The organism is Brevundimonas sp. SS2672, from assembly GCF_059579685.1.
The window spans coordinates 2023714-2043678 of record NZ_CM184201.1 but is presented as its reverse complement, the minus strand read 5'-3'; the positions used below and the strand labels follow the sequence as shown (position 1 = coordinate 2043678).

Annotated in this window: 11 protein-coding genes; 3 read left to right on the top strand and 8 right to left on the bottom strand. The window is 65.5% G+C overall.

What is annotated here, in order from left to right:
- Positions 1–3: 3 nt before the first annotated feature.
- Positions 4–1164 (top strand): alpha/beta hydrolase, encoded by a 1161-nt coding sequence (locus AC52GN_RS10220; RefSeq protein ID WP_496526975.1) that lies wholly within the window; start codon positions 4–6, stop codon positions 1162–1164.
- Between the two features lie 42 nt (positions 1165–1206).
- On the opposite strand, the gene AC52GN_RS10215 is transcribed toward AC52GN_RS10220, so the two are convergent.
- The 8 genes from AC52GN_RS10215 to AC52GN_RS10180 form a co-directional block, all read right to left on the bottom strand.
- Entirely contained in the window at positions 1207–5049 is a 3843-nt protein-coding gene (locus tag AC52GN_RS10215) for a LamG-like jellyroll fold domain-containing protein (protein WP_496526974.1), read from the bottom strand.
- A 54-nt stretch (positions 5050–5103) separates the two neighbouring features.
- Positions 5104–6513, bottom strand: a complete 1410-nt coding sequence (locus AC52GN_RS10210; RefSeq protein ID WP_496526973.1) for a glycoside hydrolase family 28 protein — start codon at positions 6511–6513, stop codon at positions 5104–5106.
- 7 nt (positions 6514–6520) lie between these two features.
- Entirely contained in the window at positions 6521–6838 is a 318-nt protein-coding gene (locus AC52GN_RS10205; RefSeq protein WP_496526972.1) for a hypothetical protein, read from the bottom strand.
- Complete coding sequence (locus AC52GN_RS10200) at positions 6735–8537, bottom strand: alpha/beta hydrolase (protein WP_496526971.1); 1803 nt, start codon at positions 8535–8537, stop codon at positions 6735–6737. The genes AC52GN_RS10205 and AC52GN_RS10200 overlap by 104 nt, the downstream gene beginning before the upstream one ends.
- A gap of 118 nt (positions 8538–8655) precedes the next feature.
- Positions 8656–10053, bottom strand: coding sequence for a glycoside hydrolase family 28 protein (locus AC52GN_RS10195; RefSeq protein ID WP_496526970.1), 1398 nt, complete (start codon positions 10051–10053; stop codon positions 8656–8658).
- A gap of 122 nt (positions 10054–10175) precedes the next feature.
- Entirely contained in the window at positions 10176–12989 is a 2814-nt protein-coding gene (locus AC52GN_RS10190; RefSeq protein WP_496526969.1) for a TonB-dependent receptor, read from the bottom strand.
- Positions 12990–13268: 279 nt separating this feature from the next.
- Positions 13269–14603 (bottom strand): sigma-54-dependent transcriptional regulator, encoded by a 1335-nt coding sequence (locus AC52GN_RS10185; protein WP_496526968.1) that lies wholly within the window; start codon positions 14601–14603, stop codon positions 13269–13271.
- Positions 14600–16417 carry a sensor histidine kinase gene (locus tag AC52GN_RS10180; protein WP_496526967.1) on the bottom strand — a complete coding sequence of 606 codons (1818 nt, stop codon included), beginning with the start codon at positions 16415–16417 and terminating at the stop codon, positions 14600–14602. Before AC52GN_RS10180 ends, AC52GN_RS10185 begins: the two co-directional genes overlap by 4 nt.
- Positions 16418–16635: 218 nt before the next feature.
- Here AC52GN_RS10180 and AC52GN_RS10175 point away from each other — a divergent pair, with 218 nt between their 5' ends.
- Positions 16636–17976 carry a dicarboxylate/amino acid:cation symporter gene (locus AC52GN_RS10175; protein ID WP_496526966.1) on the top strand — a complete coding sequence of 447 codons (1341 nt, stop codon included), beginning with the start codon at positions 16636–16638 and terminating at the stop codon, positions 17974–17976.
- An 82-nt stretch (positions 17977–18058) separates the two neighbouring features.
- Positions 18059–19930 carry a DUF8034 domain-containing protein gene (locus tag AC52GN_RS10170; protein ID WP_496526965.1) on the top strand — a complete coding sequence of 624 codons (1872 nt, stop codon included), beginning with the start codon at positions 18059–18061 and terminating at the stop codon, positions 19928–19930.
- Positions 19931–19965: the final 35 nt, after the last annotated feature.

The window sequence follows — 19965 nt, the reverse complement described above, 5'->3', positions numbered from 1 at the left end:
CGGATGAGAGGCCTGCCGGTCGCCGCCTTGGTTGCGGCCCTGACGATGGCGGCCTGCGCTCGTTCCGGCCCTGAGAGAGGGCCGGCCGGCGTCGACGTCTTCTTCGTCGGAGGCGCCTATCGGCCGGACATGACGCGGATGACCGGTCAGGCCCACGTCATGCGTCTGACGCCCGAGGTCGTGAAGTATCGGACGCCGCTGGTCTTCATTCCCGGCCAGGGGCAGACCATCGCCAACTTTCTCGGCGCACCCGATGGGCGTGAAGGCTGGGCGACGCAGTTCGTGCGGCAGGGCTTTGTCGTCTATCTCATGGATCAACCGGGGCGCGGCGCATCGGGCTATGACGCCGACGCCTATGGCCCGTCCTCGCGGCAGGGGCCGGCGGTGCTGGAGCGGCGCTTCACCGCCGCCAGGGATTTCGCGCCTGAACCTGGCGAAGTCCACGGCTGGCCGCAGGCGCGGCGGCATCATCAATGGCCGGGAGCGGGGCGTGCGGGCGATCCGGTCTTCGACCAGTTCTTCGCGTCTCAGGTCGAGTATGCGGCAGGTACGATGTCGGCCGAGCTGGTGGCGGGCGCGGGCGCGGCGCTGCTGGAACGGATCGGACCGGCTGTGCTGGTCACTCATTCCCAAGCGGGCGCCTTCGGCTGGGGCATCGGCGAGCGGCGGCCTGATCTGGTGCGCGGCATCGTGGCGATCGAACCCAGCGGTCCGCCTTTCGTCAGCGCGCCGGCGCCCTGGGGCGATGGATCGCCCGACCGGGTCGCTCGGCCCTGGGGTCTGACGACGACGCCGTTGGCCTATGATCCGCCCCTGACGCCGGGAGAGACTCTGGCGCGGGAGTGGGCGCCCTCCGAGGACCCCGAGCTGGCCGGTTGCTGGCGGCAGACCGAGCCTGCCCGACGTCTGGCCAATCTGGCGCAAATCCCTGTGCTGGTGTTGACGGCCGAGGCCTCCTACCACGCTGGTTATGACCACTGCACCGTCGACTACCTGCGACAGGGCGGTGTTCAGGTCGATTTCGTGCGACTGCAGGACTGGGGCCTGCGCGGCAATGGCCACATGGTGATGCTGGAGCGAAACAGCGCGGAGATCAGCGCGCGCCTCGGGCTCTGGCTGGTCGAGTGGCGGCGCATGGACGGGGCGCAGGTCGTTCGGCGTTGAGCGGTCTGAACGTCTCGTGCGCCCCTCATTCGCGGCGTCCGTCTAGGGCAGCACCACCTCATTGTTGCGACGACTGATCTCGACCGGATCGCCGTCCAGCGTCAGCCTCACCTTGAGGCCGGACGTCGAAACGCCGGCGGGCAACCGCAGACTGACGGCTGAGGTCTTGGGCAACAGGTCGGCAGGCGCAGCCAGGGCCGGGAAAGGCGCGTGAGCGACCTCGCGGCCGTCAGCGTTTTCGATCACGACCCGCCCAGCCGGAGCATCAATCGCACCGAGACTGTGGACCGTGACCTGCACCATGCGACCGCGCACCACGACATCTTCCGGGTCCAGACCCACGTCGGGACGGGAGGCCATCGGCTGACCGGCTTCGGACAAGTCGAATTCCAGCACTGTGGCCTGCTTGGGCGCCAGCGTCAGCGGAACATCGGCGCCGGGTTCGAAGTCGATGATACGCTGTTGCGGCGCGTCGGCCTTGTCGTCGCCGTCCGCATCCAGGCCTTCGCTCATTCGCCACTGTCCCGGCGTGACGCCGGCGCCGGTCAGGGTCGCCTGGACCGGATGGTCCCTGACGTTGAAAACGATGACCTTGAAGCCTGTCGGCGTGGCGTAGGGCGTCAGGACGGCCACGCTGTCTGCGCTTTCGTCGCCGCCGAAGCGCCAGGAGATGACATGGCCGGGGTAGGTCTGGCCGCGTCGGCTCGCTACCCCGCCCAGGCGTGAGCGCTGCAGCATCTCGGTGGGAACCTGAACGCGGTCGGTCCATAGTTCGCCGGTCGTCATGATCTCCATGCGCTGGGCGGCGGACTGGATTTCCTCGGCATAGAGGGGCTCCAGATAGGCTTTGTCGCCTGTCATCTGCCAGGCGCCGAAACGCGACATGGCCAGGGGGGAGGCCACACGTCCGCCGACGGCCGAGCGGCTGTAGCCTTCGACCGCATTCGCTCGTTCGACCATCTCAGGGCCCCAGACCTCCCTCTTGTTCAGACCGGTCAGCATGTCGGGGCCGACCGCGGCCATGCCTGTTGCGCCATCGGGCAGCAGGGGTTGAATGTATTTCTCGTCTCCCGTCCATCGCCAGGCGGCCAGGAAGGATGATGTGGCGCCGGCCAGTCCGGCGCCGCCCGCGCCGACCGCCGTCACGATGTTCTCGTCGCTGGGCCAGTCGATCTGCGCGGGCAAGGTCACGCCCGGCCCCTTCGTCGCCGGACTCTGGTGCGCCAGATAGCCGTCGAGCGTTTGCAGGATGATGTCGCGCACCTGCGGCGCGCCGTTCCATTCCACCAGCAGGATGCCGGGATGGAATATCAGGAAGTTGTTGCCCTTCTGGCGTTGCCACGGTCCCTCGCGGGTCGCCTTGTCGTGAGAGAAGGAGTTGGAGACGAAGTGTCTGTGCCCCGCAGCGTTCACTTCGGTCAGGAAGTCGTAGCGCCGCGCCGTCTCCATCAATCTCTCGACAGCTCGCGGGCTGTCACGATTGAGCTGGGCGTATTGAGCGACGGCGTTGACCCCTTCCTCATAGGAATGAAGCTCGTCAGCGCGGATGGTGTTGAGCCCGTCGGTCATCATGCCCGAGCGGTAGATGGCCTCCATGGCGGCGGCCTGGCTGGCTCTGATCTTATCCGGCTGCGCGCCCATCAGGGCGAGCGGCGGCCATTGATGCAGCAGGTCGGAGTCGTCGGACAGACCACCGCCGAACTCGCCGTTGGCGATCTGGCGGTTGTCGATCCACCAGTTCACGAAATGCTCGGCCTGCTTCAGATCCTCGATCTGCCGATGCGCCCAAAGCGGCACGCCCGCCGCGGGCTCCGTGTGCTGGAACTCGGGATAGGGTTGGCCGGGGTTCTGTTCGTTCCAGTAGAGGCGCGCGGTCGCATGATCGGGGGCGACGCGGAGCAGGTCGCTTATGTCCCGATCGAACCGTTCGTAGACGGGCAGAAGCCGGTTGTTGGGCTGTTCCTCGACCAGGTTGGCGTGGTTGTCCTGGACCTGCTCCAGTCGATCGGCCACGTGCTCGATCAAGGCCGCTTCGCGTGGCTTGAACACCAGACGTACGCCCATCCCGTCGAGGGCGGCGGCGTCGAAGTCCGGACTGGCCGATGCGATCTGAAGATACAGGCTGCTGTCGTTGGGCAGAAGCCGGTCGCGGATATCCAGCCACAGGGTCCGGGCCTCGCCGGGTTTCACCGACACATTGATGTCCAGCATGTCCCGATCGGGCCAGATCGGGTCCTTGATGCGAATGTTCAGGGGGATCAAGCCGTCGTGGGTGCCGGCGGCCTGCAAGGCGGGCAGACGCAACTCAAGCCCATCCAGGCCGTCGCGCATATTGGCCCAACCGTAAGAAAAGCGAGCCGGCGTTCCGCCCGCCTCCACCGCCCTGAAATCCGCAGGGATCAGAACGTGGACAAGCGGCATGGACGGCCCAGTCGCGGCGCTGCGCTGGGTCTGCGGCGCGCCCGCGGGCAGGGCGACGACCGTGGTCCGCTCGTCGGCCACGAAACGGCCGGCGATATAGGCGTTCAAATCGCTCAAGATCGGGTAGGTCGGCGCCGCTGAAGTCCTGACGACATACTCAAGGCTGGCGGATCCCTGCGGCGCCTCGCCCGGTTGAACGTCAAGGAAGCCGATTTCCCGGATCGGGGTCTCCTGCACGCGGTTGTCAAAGCGAACCGCGCCGCCTGTCAACGCGTGCGGCAGTTGCAGGGTGGTGCGTTCCTGTCCCTTGAGGCGATGTCCCAGGACGGTTTCGCCCGAAGCGTCGATCCGGGTCAGGGCGCCGTCGGCCGCGCCCTGGATTTCAATGCGGTTCCAGGAACTGTTCGGCAGACTCAGGGTCAACGTCTTGCCGCCGTCCTCATAGACGTTCCAGTCAGGCAGCGCGAAATAGTCGTGACGGCCCGGCAGCCGAGAGCGGTTGAAGACGCCAGGCCAGGTCGTTTCGCGCAGGCCGTCGTTCCCCTTCCAGAACCGTTGCTTGAGATCGCGCGCCTCGTTGGGGCGAACCACGCTGAACCGCGTCGAGGGCGCCGCCAGATAGGGCGGCGGATCGTTCGGGCGATTGAAGCCGTAGCGCTGGTTCCAGGCGTCGCGCCAGGCGGCCTGGCTCATGTCGCGCACAGGCGGCCCGGCGTCGGCGGGCGTCTGGCCGCGCGCGAGAGCGGCGACCTGGCCGGGATCCAGCATCCGGGCGAAGGTCGTAAGTTCGTCGATGTCGCCGCCGCGTTGATAGTCATAGGCGCTCTGGACCTGATAACCGCTGATGATGCGGCTGTGCGGACCGAAGGCGTAGAGCGCGTTGTCCAGGACCGAGGTCGTCTCGCGCCGAGCGGCGGGCTTTCCATCGACATAGAGGGTCAGGCCAGCGGTCTCGTCCCAGGCGATGGCGAAATGGGTCCAGGCGTCGGCCGCTGGAGCGGGCGCGTCGAAAGACACCCGCACCCGGGCCAGGTTGGCGTCGGTGACGAAGGCGTCGAAACCGTGGCCGTTCCAGTCCAGCCGAAGGAAGGCCATGTCCCAACTGGTGTGATCGGGATAGCCGACGCGGAAGATGACGAACTCCCGCTCGCCGATCGGCTGATGCGACCGCCAGAAGAAGGCGATGGTCCCGCGTTGGGCGTAGAGGTTGCCGGGTGCCGACCACGCCAGCACCTGATTGTCGGCGGCGCGGGCGCCGCCGCCGCGCACGCCGTCGGCGACGATGTCCACGTTGTCGACGAACAAGGGGCGCGGCTCGCCGCCGGCGCGGTCTGCCTTGAACCCCGCGTCCAGCGAAGCGTGGAAAAGCGGTCTGTCGCCTGCGGTCTGGGCGCTGACGTCCGCCGAAAACGTCGTGGCGGCGAGCAGGGCGGTCGACGCCAGCATGGCGGTGCGCGTGTGCATGATCCTTGCCTTTCCTGGAAAGAAGCGGGCGAACCCGTCGCCTGACGCAGAAGGTTAGTTCGGGCGGCCGGTGGCCATGCCCAGACGGTATGGCGGCTGGCCGGCCGTCACGGGCGGGGGCGTGTCGGGCGGGATCAGACGGGCGGCGCCGTCAAGACCACGTCCCGTGACATTGTCGATCGCCAGCCGGGGGCCGCTGAAGACGTTGACTGTGACGTTCTCGATGACGACGTTGGTCATATTGGCCAGGGTGATCCCACGCCCCGCCGTGCCGGTGATGTCGCGCAGCACGAATCCGTCCAGCGGCTTGTCGGGGTGGATGTTCACCGCCTCGACCAGGATGGGCGCCTCCGTCACGCGGATGCGCTCAAAGACGAAATTGCGGACGGTCGGGATGCCCTCCAGCCCCGGCACGGGGAACTGATCCTGCTTGCCGCTGTCCAGGAAGTTCAGGCGCAGGAAGCCATAGCCGGCGCCCGAGACCTCGAGGTCGCGCATGACGACGTCCTCGATGAAGGCGCCGCGTCCGGGACGGGATTTCAGGTAGATGGCGAAGGTGCGCGCCTGCAGGCATCGGCATCGCTCCACCAGAACCCGTCGGATGCCCGCCGAGGTCTCGCTGCCGATGCCGATGCAGGCCCAGTGCTGGTCGCGGAAGACGCAGTCGGTGATGGTTACGTCCTCGGTCGGGCGGGCGATGACATTGCCCTCCATGCCGCGTCCGGACTTCAGCGAGATACAATCGTCCACCGTGTCGAAGTCGCAGCGTTCGATGATGACGCGACGACAGGAATCCACGTCGATGCCGTCGGCGCCGCCATGCACGGTGACGCCCCGGAACACCACGTCCTCGCAATAGACCGGGTGGATCGACCACATGTCGTTCTGCTCGGTGAAGACGTCGGTGACGCTGAGGCCGCGCACCTCGACGAATTCGAGCAGGCATGGGTGACGCAGGCCGGTCGCTTCCTCGATGCGGCGCTTGATCGCCTTGGAGGCCAGGATCTTGCCCTGTCCGGCGATGCCGATGTTGACGGCGTCCTGAGCCCACACCAGGCCGATGTAGCCGGGAACCCAGCGTCCCTCCCAACGCACCTGCATGACGGGATAGTCCGCCAGGTCCGCCGAGCCCTGAAGCGTCGCGCTCTCCTCGATCCGAAGGAGGGTGTTGGAGCCGATGCGGATCGGGCCGGTCAGAAAGACGCCGCCGGCCAGCACCACCTCGCCGCCGCCCAGAACCGCGCATCGGTCCAGGGCCTGCTGGATGGCCCCCGTGTCCTTGGTCGCGCCGTCGGCCTTGGCTCCGAACTCGCGCGGATCGAGCGTCAGGCCAGTCGCAGGCGGAATGAAAGGCGCGGCGGCGGCCGGCATGACCTGGGCCCGGGCGATCGGACCTATCGCAGCCGAGACCGCCCCCATGCTGACGGCGGCGAGAAAGGCGCGACGATTGGCGGGAACGGGCATCAGCAGCTCATTGGCGAGAGGAGGACGGCGGTGCGGCGGGATCCCGCGCGTTTCGGAAGACCACCGTGGCGGCGGGCGCGACCTGGGCTGCCTCAACTGCGCTCAGGGGTTCGCCGATCGCGTTGGCCGGATTGACCAGGATCAGGCTATCGCCCAGCACCTCCATGAGGTCGGGCAAATCGTAACGACGCAGCACGCCGGGCAGATTCACTTCGGCCATGTCACGGCTGATCGGCCGGTCCACGAACTCGCGATAGGCGACGATGGAGCCGATCGTGGTCACCTGGCCGATGCGGTCGTCCAGCACAGCGGCGTGCAGGGCCACGGGGCCCAGCGCGCCAGGGCCATGGACCGCGACGCCGCGTGGATCGACGTCCGGCCGCTCGCTCAGCCAGTTTATCGCCGCGATCGTATCGTCGATGCGCAGTCCGACCGGCGTACGCCCGACCAGCAGCGTCCGTAGAGACAGAAGAGTCCAGTCGCCGGTGAGAGGCGACTTGATCTCCTCGGCGCCGCCGGCGCCGCGCGGCTCCATCGCCAGAACATTCCAGCCCGCGCGAGTCCAGGTGGCGAACAGACTTTCCAGGGTCGTGGATGGTGGAGCGCCGAGCAGCAGGAGCGAGGGTTTGCGTCCCGGCGCGCCATCCGTGGCGAAGGTCGCCATGACATCCATGCCGCCGACCGACAGGGTTACGGGCGTGGACTGAAAGCCGTTGTGGCGGGCGGTCGCGCTCAACGTCGCCTGGACCGTGTCGCCGGGCGCTGTCCTTGTGCGTGTAATGTCGCGGATGGCGACGCGCAGCCGCGCCAGGCGGGCGGAATCGGTTTCTTCGGCTGGGGGATCTCGGCCGCTCGCGGTCTGCCTGGGCGCGGGCCAGGGACTGGAGGGTTTCGCTGCCGATGGAGCTGGAGAGCTGGCCCGTCTCGGTGACGTGCAGGCGAGACGCGTCGCCGACGGCTACGGGCGTGAAGACGGGCGGCGTCACGTCGTCCTTCAACCATCTGGAGAAGAAGGCCAGGATCTGAGGCGCGACGGGGCCCAGATTGCCATGACCTCCTGGCCCCTCGATCATGGTGATGCGGTCGTCGGCGTTCATGGCCGCGTAGAAGCGTCGCGCCTCGGCATAGGCCGCGCGGGCTCCGGCGATGGGGAACATGTCTTCGGTGGTGGAAACGATGGCGTAGGGGCGCGGCGCCGCCAGTTCGATCCAGTCCGGCAGGTCCAGTCCGCGCTCGAGGAAGAAGGGAATGGACTGCTCCGCGTCCTGCGCGCCGGTTTCGCCGGGAGCCAGCAGGTGGTCGAAGTCGTTGACGTAGCAGGCGCTGGCCGTCGCCTTGATGCGGGGGTCCAGCGCGGCCAGATAGGCCGTCATCGTACCGCCGCCGGAACAGCCGAAGGCGCCGATCCGCTGATCATCGACATCGGGCCGAGCCATCAGATAATCCACGCCGCGCATGGCGTCCTGGATGAAGTAGCGCGACACGTGTCCGCCGGTCGGCAGGGACTGGCCGAAGCCCATGCTGTGCTCGCCGGTCGGTCTGCCGACTTTCGAGGCGCCGATCTCAGGATCGAAATGCTGGAGACGTTCCCCTTCGCCTACGATGTCGATGGCCAGGACGATGAAACCGGCGCGAGCGAAATTGGCGGCGAAGCCGTAGTTGCTGACCTTGCCGTCTACGCCATGACCGGGCTGGACGATGATGGCGGGGTAGGGGCCGGCGCCCGTGGTCGGGCGGTACAGGTTCGCCGTCACGCGATAGCCGGGCAGGCTTTCGTACCAGAGGGCCTCGATGTCGAAACCATCTTCATGGAGGACCTTGCTCGTGCCCGAGACGACCGGACCCGAGGCGGTCTCGAACTCGATCATCTCCGAGAGCAGGGCGCGTACGCGCGCCTGACGGGCGCGCGCCTGCTCCTCCGTCGTGATGGCGGCGACCACGTCGCGACGGGCCGCGGTATGGCGCGCGACTTCCTGATTGAGCCAGGCGGTCAGCCGATCCCGACCGGACTGCGGGGCGTCCATTCGAGCGCTCGACTGTGCGAGAACCGAGGACGGCGACGCGGAAACAGAAACTGCAGCAACGACGGCGATCGCCAGAGCCGCCGACAAGCGGGATATCGACATCCGAACCTCCTGACGATCATCCATGTCGGTTGGCTGGCCGCACTACGGCCCCAGGGGTTGGGCCATCGACCGCCTGCCCGTTGCGGCGGACGTTCCGATAGGTCAGGCCTTCGACGTTCGACACGATGTCAGGCTCGGCGGCGCGAGCGAAATCGCAGTCCTTGACGGTGATGTTGCGCAGGGGCGCGTGCGAGAAGCCCTGCAGGTCCAAGACCCGCTCACAGCGTCCGACCAGCACGCGTTCCAGCGTCAGCCCGTCGAAGACCGGGGTGAAGTCGCCGTTCGCCCCCTCGCCGTAGTTGTAGTCCACCGTCACGGCGGCGCGGGCCACCTGGCCGATCGTCACGTCGCGGACATGGATGTCGGTTAGAGCGCCGCCGCGCATGGCGTTGTTCTTGAAGCGGATGGCGGTGGCCAGCCGGGGGCTGTCCATGCGGCAGTTCTCGACAAAGACCTTGCGGACGCCGCCGCTGATCTCGCTGCCCAAGGTCACGCCGCCGTGGCCGTCCATCATCACACAGCCGGCTACGATGATGTTCTCGCTGGGCTTGTTGATGCGCCGGCCATCGGCATTGCGGCCCGATTTGATGGCGATGCAGTCGTCGCCCGTATCGAAGACGCAGTCCTCGATCAGCACGTCCCTGCACGATTCCGGGTTGCATCCGTCATTGTTGGGGCCGTGGCTGGATATGTTCACCCGGCGCACGGTGACGTTCTCGCACTCGACGGGGTGGATCTCCCACATCGGCGAGCGAAGGATGGTAACGCCTTCGATCAGCACGTTGCGGCAGCGATACGGCTGGATGAACTGCGGTCGGATGGTCGCTTTAGGGCCGAAGACGCGTTGCTCGACGGGGGCGCCTTCTTCGGCCAGTCGCCTGAGGCGGGCGGGGTCGCCTTCTTCGCCATCGGCCCCGCGCTTGTGCGCCCACCAGTTGTCGGCGCCGGCGCTGCCGTCTAGGACGCCGTGGCCGGTGATGGCGATGTTCTGTTCGCCATAGGCGTAGATGAAGGGCGACACCCCCATGAACTCCGTCCCTTCATAGCGGGTCAGGACGGCAGGGAAGTAGTCAGCCGGATTGGTCGAGAAGCGCAGGACGCTTTCGCGATCGATGTGCAGTTCGACGTTGGACAGCAGCCGGATGGCGCCGGTCAGGAACACGCCGCCCTCGAACACCACGCGGCCGCCTCCGGGCGCTTTTGAAGCCGCCTGGATGGCCTGGCGAATGGCGGCCGTATTGTCGGTCACGCCATCGGCGGCGCCGCCGAACTGCTGCGGGGTGAAGCGGTTGGCGCGCGGGAAGGACGGTGGCCGAATACGCGTTCTGATCGCGGCGGCCTCGGCCCAGGGATCGGGGAGCGTCTGGGCCGTCGCATCTGTACGCGACCAGCTTGCGGCTGCGCCGCCCGCCAAAAGAGCGATGCCATATCGCGCCAGGTCGCGACGCGCGGGTAGAAGGGGAGAATGAGTCGATTCCGCTGTCTCCGAAACGAAGGCGGCGACCTCGGATGAGGCCGCCGCAACAAGGTTTTCGATCAGAAGGCGTAGCGAACGCCGGCGTAGATCTGCCGACCGCTCTGGAAGTAGTCGGTCAAGCGCTCGGCTTGGGAGTCAGTGTAGGAGACGTTGACCTCATCGGTCAGGTTGATCCCTTCCAAGGTGAAGGTGACGTTGTCGCCCCAGCGGTAAGAGATGGAGGCGTCCACATAGGTTGACGCTCGCACGCCCGCGACGTCGATGCTGTAGGACGCCGGAACCGACGTCAGATAGGGATCGCGATAGGCGGCCGAGACGCGCGCCTGGAACGGTCCATCCTCATAGTAGAGCGTGCCGTTATAGGCGACCTTGGACAGGTTCAGCAGCGGCTGGGTCACGATATTGATGACGCCGCCTGGTCCGCTGACCTGATAGTCGATATCTGATTTCACATAGGTGTAGTTCGCCAGGACGCCGAAGTTCGACCATCTGCCCGGCAGGAAGGTGAAGGCCTGCTGGAAGTTGAGCTCGAAGCCTTTCAGGGGGCCTCCGGGCGTGTTCACCACAGTCGAAACCTGGAAGATATCGCTGCTGTTCACGCCTGTTCCCGCCAGAAGCGAGTCGGGCAGGCCGGTGGAGGCGTACGACGCCGACGTCGTCAGGTTCTGGATGTAGGTCGAGATTTCCTTGTAGAACAAGCCGGCGGACAGGATCGATCCGCGACGCGGATACCACTCGACCGCGAAGTCGTAGGTATTGGCGCGATACGGCTCCAGATAGGGGTTGCCGGTCGAGACCGAACGGCCGCCGCCCGAGACGCTGACGTTGGTCGCGGCGGAGATGCTGCCTAGGCCGGGGCGCGCCATGACCTTGGCGGCGCCGAAACGCAGCAGGAGGTCGTCGCGCGGCTCAACCACCAGGTTCAGCGAGGGCAGGTTGTCTTCGTATTCACGGCCGACCACGGTCCAGAGGAAACCGGAGGGGTCGACTGCCGTCGGAACGGTCGAATAGAAACCCGATTCCTGCTTGGTCTTAACGTAACGATAGCCGATGTCGCCACGAACCGGCATGCCCGCCAGTTCCAGGTTGAAGTCGGCCTGGACATAGGCTCCCAGGTCTTCTTCGGACACTGTGCGGTTGTCTCCGCGCGCGCTGGACACCGTCTCTGACAGTGCGAAACGCCCGCTGTTGCTGAAGACCCCGTAGGCCTCGGCCATCGCGCCCAGGCTGGGAGTGCGCCAGCAATTGGGCGTGCCGCTGGGCAGAGACAGACCCTTGAAACCGCAATAGTCCTCGGTCAGGTCGGCCATGCTGTAGCCGGCTGGAATGCCGGGGATATTGGTCTCTCCCGCAGCGAAGCGCATGCCGCGGCCCATGAATTCATACTTCTTGGCCTGGACCCCGCCGCGGAACGTGAGGACCGGCGTGGCTTCGTAGGTCAGATCGAACTGCGCCGTCTTGTAGGTGTTCTCGTTCCAGTTCGGGCGCAGGCGAATGTCGGGGCCGCTCGCCCCTGTGCCGCCGCCGGGCGCGATCCGCGTCGGGCCGATGTACCACTGGTCGGGGTCTGTGACGTCGAAGCCGTAGTTGATGGCCGGGAAGTCCATCCCATTGGGACGCATGTCATAGGAATAGCCATCAGCATTCTGATGGTCCATCTGGACGATGTATTCCATGAAGTTGTCGAAGTCGTTATTGACGTACCCGCCGAGCAGCCGAACGGAAAGCTTGCCGGTTAGCTGATGATCGATCTTGAGCGTGTACTGCTGGAATACGGTCGAGTATTCGTCGATATAGTTTTCAGATCGAATGTCGACATTGTCCATCGTCATGGCGATGGCGGTGCCGTTGTCGTCCAGCACGATGTCGCGGACGATGGTCTCGGGTTTGCCGCCTTGCGAGGCGCCGCGGCTGAGGCCGATGGCTTCCAGCTGGCGTTCGTTCCTCTGTCCGTCGAACTTGGAATAGAGAACGTCCAGGCTGACCTCGGTCCGGTCGCTGGGACGCCACTGAAAGGAACCCGTTACGCCTAATCTCTGAGTTTCCAGGTTGTAATCTTGGTAGCGCAGGAAACGAGGATAGCGCGTCGTGTTGGCCGAGGCGATGGCGAACAACGCCGGATCAGCGTCGCCGCACAGGCCTGGATTTGTCGCTGGATTGCACCAGCCGTTGTCCTGGGCTCCGAAATTCCACTGACCGGTCGATGCGCCGTTTTGGAGCGTGGTCTTCTCCGAATAGGCCAGCGAAGCGGACAGGCCGATCTCGCCGAGTCCGGTCATCCAGCGGTTGCTGCCCAGAACTGCGAAGCGGGGATCCACCTTGCCGGAAAGGTCATTATAGCCAGCTTGCGCCGAGGCCGCGAAAACCGGGCCGCTGGAGTCGAACGGCTGGCCTGTGCGCAGATCGACCGTAGCGCCCAGCGAGCCTTCTTCGACGTTGGCCGACGGCGTCTTGCGCACGTCGATCTGATTGAACAACTCGGAGGCGAAGACGTTGAAATCGAAGCCGCGGCCTCGATTGCCTCCGGTCGTGGCCTGGGCTTCGATGCCGTTGATGCGCACACGGGTGAAGTCCGGCCCCAGGCCTCGCACCGAGATGGCGCGGCCTTCCCCGCCGTCGCGCGTGATCGTCACGCCGGGGACGCGCTGGATGGATTCGGCCAGGTTATTGTCGGGAAATTTGGCGATGTCTTCAGCGACGATGCTGTCGACGACGGCGTTGCTGTTGCGCTTGTTCTGCAGGGCGCGCTCAAGACTGCCGCGGAAACCGGTGACGACGATCTCGTCGACCTGGGTCGCCTCTTCCTGGGCGATGGGGTTTTGATCCTGCGCGTTCGCCGTAGAGGCCGTGGCGAGAATGGCGGCGGTAGACATCAGCGCGCTCGCACCCAATAGGCGCGAACGACCCTTAGCGGCTTTCACGGTTTTGACCCTCCCCAGGGACTTTTGTGCCTGGTCCTTTAGCGGACTCTTTGATGACACCGGTGTCTAGCAAGGTCAGCTTGCGGCCATATTCTGGCGGTGTCAATCAGGATCGCGTCGACGGAGGAACCGCCCCTTCCAGTAGGGGACGACAGGCGAGCCCGGCGGGACTGTGATGATTCAACCGCTCTAGCGTCTGGCCCCAGTTCCGATTTCCGGCTCAGGGGACAGCTATTTCGACCGGAACGTACTGATCTCGACGCCATGGCGTCTCAGCTTGTCGTAGAAGGTCTTGCGAGGCAGCCCCAGCAGGTCGGTCGTCGCGCGAGCGTCGCCCTCGCAGAGCAGAAGGGCTTCCTCCATGAGGTGCTTTTCGTAGGCGGCGACGCGCCCCGCCAGGTCAGTCGAAGCCGTGGGGTCATGATGTGTTCCGTCCTCCACGCCGAGGACGGCTTTCACGGCCAGATGACGAAGCTCCCGGACGTTCCCGGACCATTCCTCCTGCATCAGGCGATGGCGGACTGCGGCGCCTATCTCGGGGACTGGTCGCTTAAGCCGGGCGCAGGCGTCTTGGATGAAGTGGCTGAACAGCGGAAGGATATCGCCTCGCCGCTCGCGCAGGGCGGGCACGCGGATGCGTCCTACATCCAGCCTGTAGTAGAGGTCCGAGCGAAAGTCTCCGCCGGCCACCCGCGCCGCCAGACCCGCCTTGGCGGACGCGATGATCCGCAGCGACAGGGCGCGAGGCTCATTGGCGCCGATGGGCGTCACCTCTCTCTCCTCGATCACGCGAAGCAGTTTGGCCTGGAGGGAAGGCGTCAGGGCCTCCAACTCGTCCAGGAAGAGCGTTCCGGTGTCGGATGCTTCGATCTGGCCGATGCGGCGGCGCACCGCGCCGGCGAAGGCGCCGGCCTCGTGACCGAAGAGCTCCATGTCGGCGTGTGCGGGATTCAGGGCCGCGCAGTCGACGACGACGAAAGGCTGTCGGCGGCGTGGACTTTCGCGATGCAGGGCGCGGGCCACCAATTCCTTTCCCACGCCTGTTTCACCTTCAAGCAGCACATCCACCTCTGCCGCCGCTAACTGGCGAACCTGTGCGCGCAGGGTCTGGATGGCCGGAGAATCCCCTATCAGGCCCAGATCGTCGGTCGGGGCTTCGGCGACGGTATGAAGCCGACGATTCTCTAGAACCAGCCGACGCTTCTCCAGGGCTCGATTCACCACCGCTACCAGATGCTCGGTGGGAAAGGGTTTGGAGATGAAATCATAGGCCCCGTCCTGCAGCGCCCGCACGGCTTCGGGAATATCCCCGTGTCCGGTGATCAGGATAACGGGCAGGTCCGGATCCAGCGCACGCACATGGCTGTGGAGTTGATGGCCGTCCATTCCGGGCATCCGGATGTCTGAAACGACTACCCCTTCGAAACCTTCATCAAGCGTACGCAGGGCGGTGTCGGCCGAAGCGTGAGCGTGGACTGTCCAGCCGACCAACTCGAGGGTCTGAGCGGCGGCGCGACGGAGGTCAGCGTCATCATCGATGAAAAGAACCAGGCCCGGAGCGTTCACGACGTCCTCCTCAGGGTGACGATGAAGACGGCTCCGCCGCCCGGTTCCGGGTCGGCGAGAGTCAGTTCCCCTCCGAAGCCGCTGACGATGTCGCGCGATATGACCAGTCCCAGTCCCAGGCCGGTCGGCTTGGTGGTGACGAAGGGCGTGAACAACTGGGCGCGAAGCGCCTCGGGCGTTCCCGGGCCATTGTCGGAGATGATCAGGCGGACGACCTCGCTGGAGGTCTCCACACGTAGCGTGATCGATGGACCTGGAGTGGTTTCCACCGCTTCAAGGGCGTTCTGAAGCAGGTTGACGAGCACCTGCTCCAATCGAACGCGCTCGGCGAGCACGCAAAGCCCTGTCGTCGATCCGACGCGTTTCCATGCGATCTTCAGTCGGCGGGCGTGGGGTGCAAGAAGCAGGAGAGCGCCGGCGATCGGCTCTTCCAGCAGGGTCGGCCCAGGCGAACCCGTGCTCTTGCGCGAGAAGGCGCGAAGCTCGTCGGTGATGACGCCGACACGTCGTGTCATGTCGACGACCTGGCTGAGATTGTCCTCAGCGGTTGCGGCCTCGCCCCGTCGCATCAGCGTGCGGGCGTTTTCGGCGTAGGCCCGGATAGCGGCGACGGGCTGGTTGATCTCGTGCGCTACTCCGGCCGCGACCTGGCCGAGGACGGCCAGTTTGCTGGCCTGGACCAGTTCATCGCGCAACAGATCCAGTTTCGTCTCGACCTGCCGGCGTTCCTCCATTTCCACGACCAGTCGCTCGTTGGAGGCGCTTAGCTCGGCCGTACGCGCCTCGACGCGCATTTCCAGTTCGGCTCTGGCGGCTTCACGCTCGACTTCGAGGGCCTCGGCGCGGCGACGCCGATACAGCAGCACACTCAGCCCGGCCAGGATGGCGAGGCAAATCGAGAAGGTCAGCGTCCGTGCGGTCGCCACGCTGTTGGGAATATAGGGATCGGTGGCTTCCAGAAGATGCAGCGTCCACCCGGGAGACGCCGTGTCGGTCACAGCCTCTATGTAACGTCGCGAAGAGGTCGAACCGGGCAAGGTCACCCGAATTTCTCGATCTGCGGCGCCTGAAACGATCGGCAGGGGACGCAAGCCCGTCGCCGCCATCTGCAGATGCGTCGCCAGCCGCTGCCGTCGGGTCGGGGTTAGCGGGCCGGCGACGCTGAAGCGCCATTGCGGCACATCGGTGATGAGCACGACGCCGTCCGTGTTCACGACAAACGCAGGCTCGCCCGACTGGGACCACTCCCGCTCCAGCGCGTCGAACTCGACCTTGACCACGATGACGCCCAAGGTGCGCGACCCGCTCTCCACGCGGCGGGCCAGGAAGAGGCCTGGCCGGCCGCTGACAGCGCCCAGAGCGAAATACTCGGCCACTTCATCGCGCATGGCGTTCTGGAAATACGGGCGGAAGCTGTAGTCGGTGCCGACAAAGCTGGTGGGCAGCCGCCAATTGCTGGCGGCTACGGCGACGCCTTGATCGTCCAGCAGATAGATGACGGCGGCTCGAGTGCGGACGCTGAGACCTTCCAGCTTCATGTTCAACTGGACCAGATCGGCTGGACTGGTTTCAAGCAGGGCTTGGTGGAGCTGCAAGTCTTCGGCCAGGACGAAGGGCAGGGAGCGATGCTTTTCCAGTTCGGACCGTAGAACTGTGGCGTGGAGCTGAGCTGCAGTTTTTGCCCGGCGCGTCACTTCATGTCGGGCGCGAGCGTCTGCGAGTTCGCCGACAGACCAGGCAGCCGCCGCAGACGCCAAGAATCCTGCTGCGATCAAAAACGTCCAGGTCGGGCGACGTCGGGATTTTTGAGCCATTTTCAGCACAGATGAGGGTCGCTGTGGATGGAAAGTCGCATTCCTGACTGAGCGGATTTAGATAAATGCGTTCTAATTCAAGAGATTATGATAGATCTCCAAAAGCTTGGCTAAATCGGAAACCGGTGTCATTAGTTTCACATGCGCCGCCGAAGAGCAAACAGAGCGCACGAGGAAACAACAGCGGTTGGCTAGGATCGCGCCCGAGGGGACCTTTCGTGGCCCAAGATACGAGCGCGGCTGCGCCCAAGCGGGCGTTGCACCGACAACTTTATGTGCAGGTTCTGGCCGCCATCATTCTTGGTGGCTTGATCGGTCATTTCGCACCGGCCACAGGCGAGAGCTTCAAACCGCTGGGCGACGCCTTCATCAAGCTGGTGAAGATGGTCATCGCGCCGGTCATCTTCTTGACCATCGTCACCGGAATCGCGGGCATGCGGGACATCCGCAAGGTCGGCGGCGTGGCGCTTAAGGCGCTCGGCTATTTTCTGGTGGTGTCGACCTTCGCCCTGATCCTTGGGTTGATCGTCGCCAATGTGGTTCGGCCCGGAGCCGGCATGAACATCGACCCGGCCAGTCTGAACGCCGGCGCGGTGCAGCAGTATGTTCAGGCGGCCCACGACAGCACCATCGTCGGCTTTCTGATGCATGTCATTCCGAACACGGTGGCGGGGGCCTTCGCTGACGGCGAGATTCTGCAGGTCCTGTTCTTTTCCATACCGTTCGGCCTGGCCCTGGCCATGATCGGTGATCGGGGACTGCCCGTGCTGACGGTGCTGGAGTCCTTGAGCGAGGCTTTCTTCAAGCTGGTCGCCATGTTCATGAAGGCCGCGCCGATCGGCGCTTTCGGAGCCTTCGCCTTCACCATTGGCCGTTACGGCATCGGCTCGGTCGTCAATCTGGCCGCCCTGGTCGCGACCTTTTACGTCACCGCCATTCTGTTCGTGGTGCTGGTTCTGGGCCTGATCGCCCGCATCCATGGCTTCTCGATCCTGAAGTTGCTTCGGTATCTGCGCCAGGAGCTTCTGCTGGTGCTGGGCACCTCGTCGTCCGAGGCGGCGCTGCCTAGCCTTCTGGAGAAGCTGGAAAGGGCGGGATGCCCCAAGACCATCGTCGGCCTGGTCGTGCCGACGGGCTATTCGTTCAATCTCGACGGCACCAACATCTATATGACGCTGGCGGCGCTTTTCATCGCGCAGGCGGTAGGGGTTCACCTGTCGCTGGAGGAGCAGCTTCTGCTGCTGGCCGTCGCCATGCTCAGCTCCAAGGGCGCGGCCGGCGTAACGGGCGCGGGATTCATCACCTTGGCGGCGACCCTGACGGTCGTGCCCTCGGTCCCGGTCGCCGGGCTCGCTCTGATCCTCGGCATCGACCGCTTCATGAGCGAATGCCGGGCTCTGACCAACTTCATCGGCAACGCCGTGGCCACCATCGTGGTCTCGCGTTGGGAGGGCGTTCTGGACGTGGAGCGCCTGGATCGTGCGCTGGAGACGTCGCCGCAGAGATCGAAGGCCGTCGTGACGGAGGTCGCGGCGGCCGCGAGCGCGCCGATCGACTGAAACGCAGGCGGGACGCGGCCGCGTCACGTCGAGAACTTCGACCGGGTCCGGACCGGTCGCGGACAAGAAGGGGAGGGGACCTATGAAGGCCGAACTGACAAAGAACATTCGTCGATGGGGGTTGCTGGCGGGGTGCGCGGCCCTGGCGCTGGGGACGGCCGTCATGGCCCAGGAAACAACGCCGAACGTCGTCGCCGTGGCGAATCCAGCCAGCACCACAATCATGGTGGACGCTCCAGCGCCGGTTCCGGCCTGGGCGCTTGCGCAACGCGCTGTGATCGCGGCCAACGCCGAGGGGGTGAAGACCTTCCTGGACGCCTTCGTTGACGGGCGCGGCTACCTGCGCGGTTTGGCGCATTACGGCATTACCGACGGCGCCGATGATGCGATGGAGCCTATCCGCAACTGGCCGATCGCTCATGCGGTCGGCGGCGACGAGGCGATCATCGAGGCCTGGAGCCATGTCTGGGAGAACCACCTGGACCAGTACTCGCGTGCGAGGGTTCCTGAGGTCGAGGCTGTATCGGAAGGCGTCTATTATCGCGAATTCATGCCTCAGTTCGACTGGGAGCATATCAGCGAAGGCATGGCCGGCTTCTACTTCTACGGCCTGAGCCGGCCCTATGACCGACGCTATGAGACGCGCCTGCGGCGCTACGCCGGCTTCTACATGAACGAGGACCCCTCGGCGCCGAACTACGATCCCGAGCACAAGATCATCCGCAGCCTGTTCAACGGCAGTCGGGGACCTCGCCTGACGCCTCCCAACGCCACCGACTGGGACGGACCCGAGATCCCCGGCGGCGAACCCGGTCGCCGCACGCGTTTCCTGAAGTCGGAAAACATCTTTGGCGATCACCCCCTGAACCTGAACACGGTTCAACTGGCCTTCCACGCCTATCTGGTGACTGGCGAGGACAAGTACCGGGATTGGGCGCTGGAGTACGTTGACGCCTGGCGCGGCCGGATCGACCAGAACGGCGGCAACATTCCCTCCAACATCGGCCGAGACGGCACGATTGGCGGGGAGTGGGGCGGCAAGTGGTATGGCGGGGTCTTCGGCTGGAACTCGCCGGACGAGGGTGTCCGCAACTATGTCTTCCGCGGCCCGCCGGAAGCTTTTGGCGACGCCCTGCTGCTGACGGGAGACCAGGCGTACACCGGCGTGATCCGCCGTCAGTTGGACAACCTTTACGCCCAGCGTCGCGTCGTCGACGGCAAGGTGCAGGTGCCGCACTACTACGGCGATCAGGGCTGGTACGGCTTCTATGATGTGGACGGCCGTTCGCCCGGGCTGGGCAACCGCCGACGGGTCGAGGCCGACGTCTATATGTGGGGCCTTGAAGCCCGCGATCTCGCCCGCCTGCCGAAGACCGGCTGGATCGGCTTTCTGCAGGGACAGGCCAAGGACTATCCGGTTCAGGCCTTCCAGGCGGCCCTCGAAGAGATCCGCGTGGCGGCTCAGCGTATCCGCGACGACGACACCACCTTGCAGTATCCGGTCGGCATCACCCGCTGGGAGCGCTCGAACCCGGTGGCGACCGAGGCCCTGGTCAACCTGACCATGGGCGGGGCTGATCCAGGCGGTTCGGGACACGGTCCAATGCCGCTGCACACCCAGGTGCGCCACTTTGATCCTGATGCGCGCCGGGCCGGTCTGCCGCCGGACGTCGCGGCCCTGGTCGAGAAGATAGAACCAGGCTCGGTGGTGCTGACGCTGGTCAACACCAGCCCGCTCACCACGCGCACGGTGACGGTGCAACTGGGCGGCTATGGCGAGCACCGCTGCACTTCGATCCGTACGCGCTCGGGGACCGTCGGCTGCGACGGCCGGGCCTTCAGCGTGCGGCTGACGCCGGGATCCAGCGAGACGCTGACGATCGGGATCGATCGCTACGCCTATCGGCCGACGCTCGACTTTCCCTGGGATCAGGGGGCGCCGGCGACGAACTGAGGCAAGGCGGCTACGGCCGCCGCCTCGACGGGGGA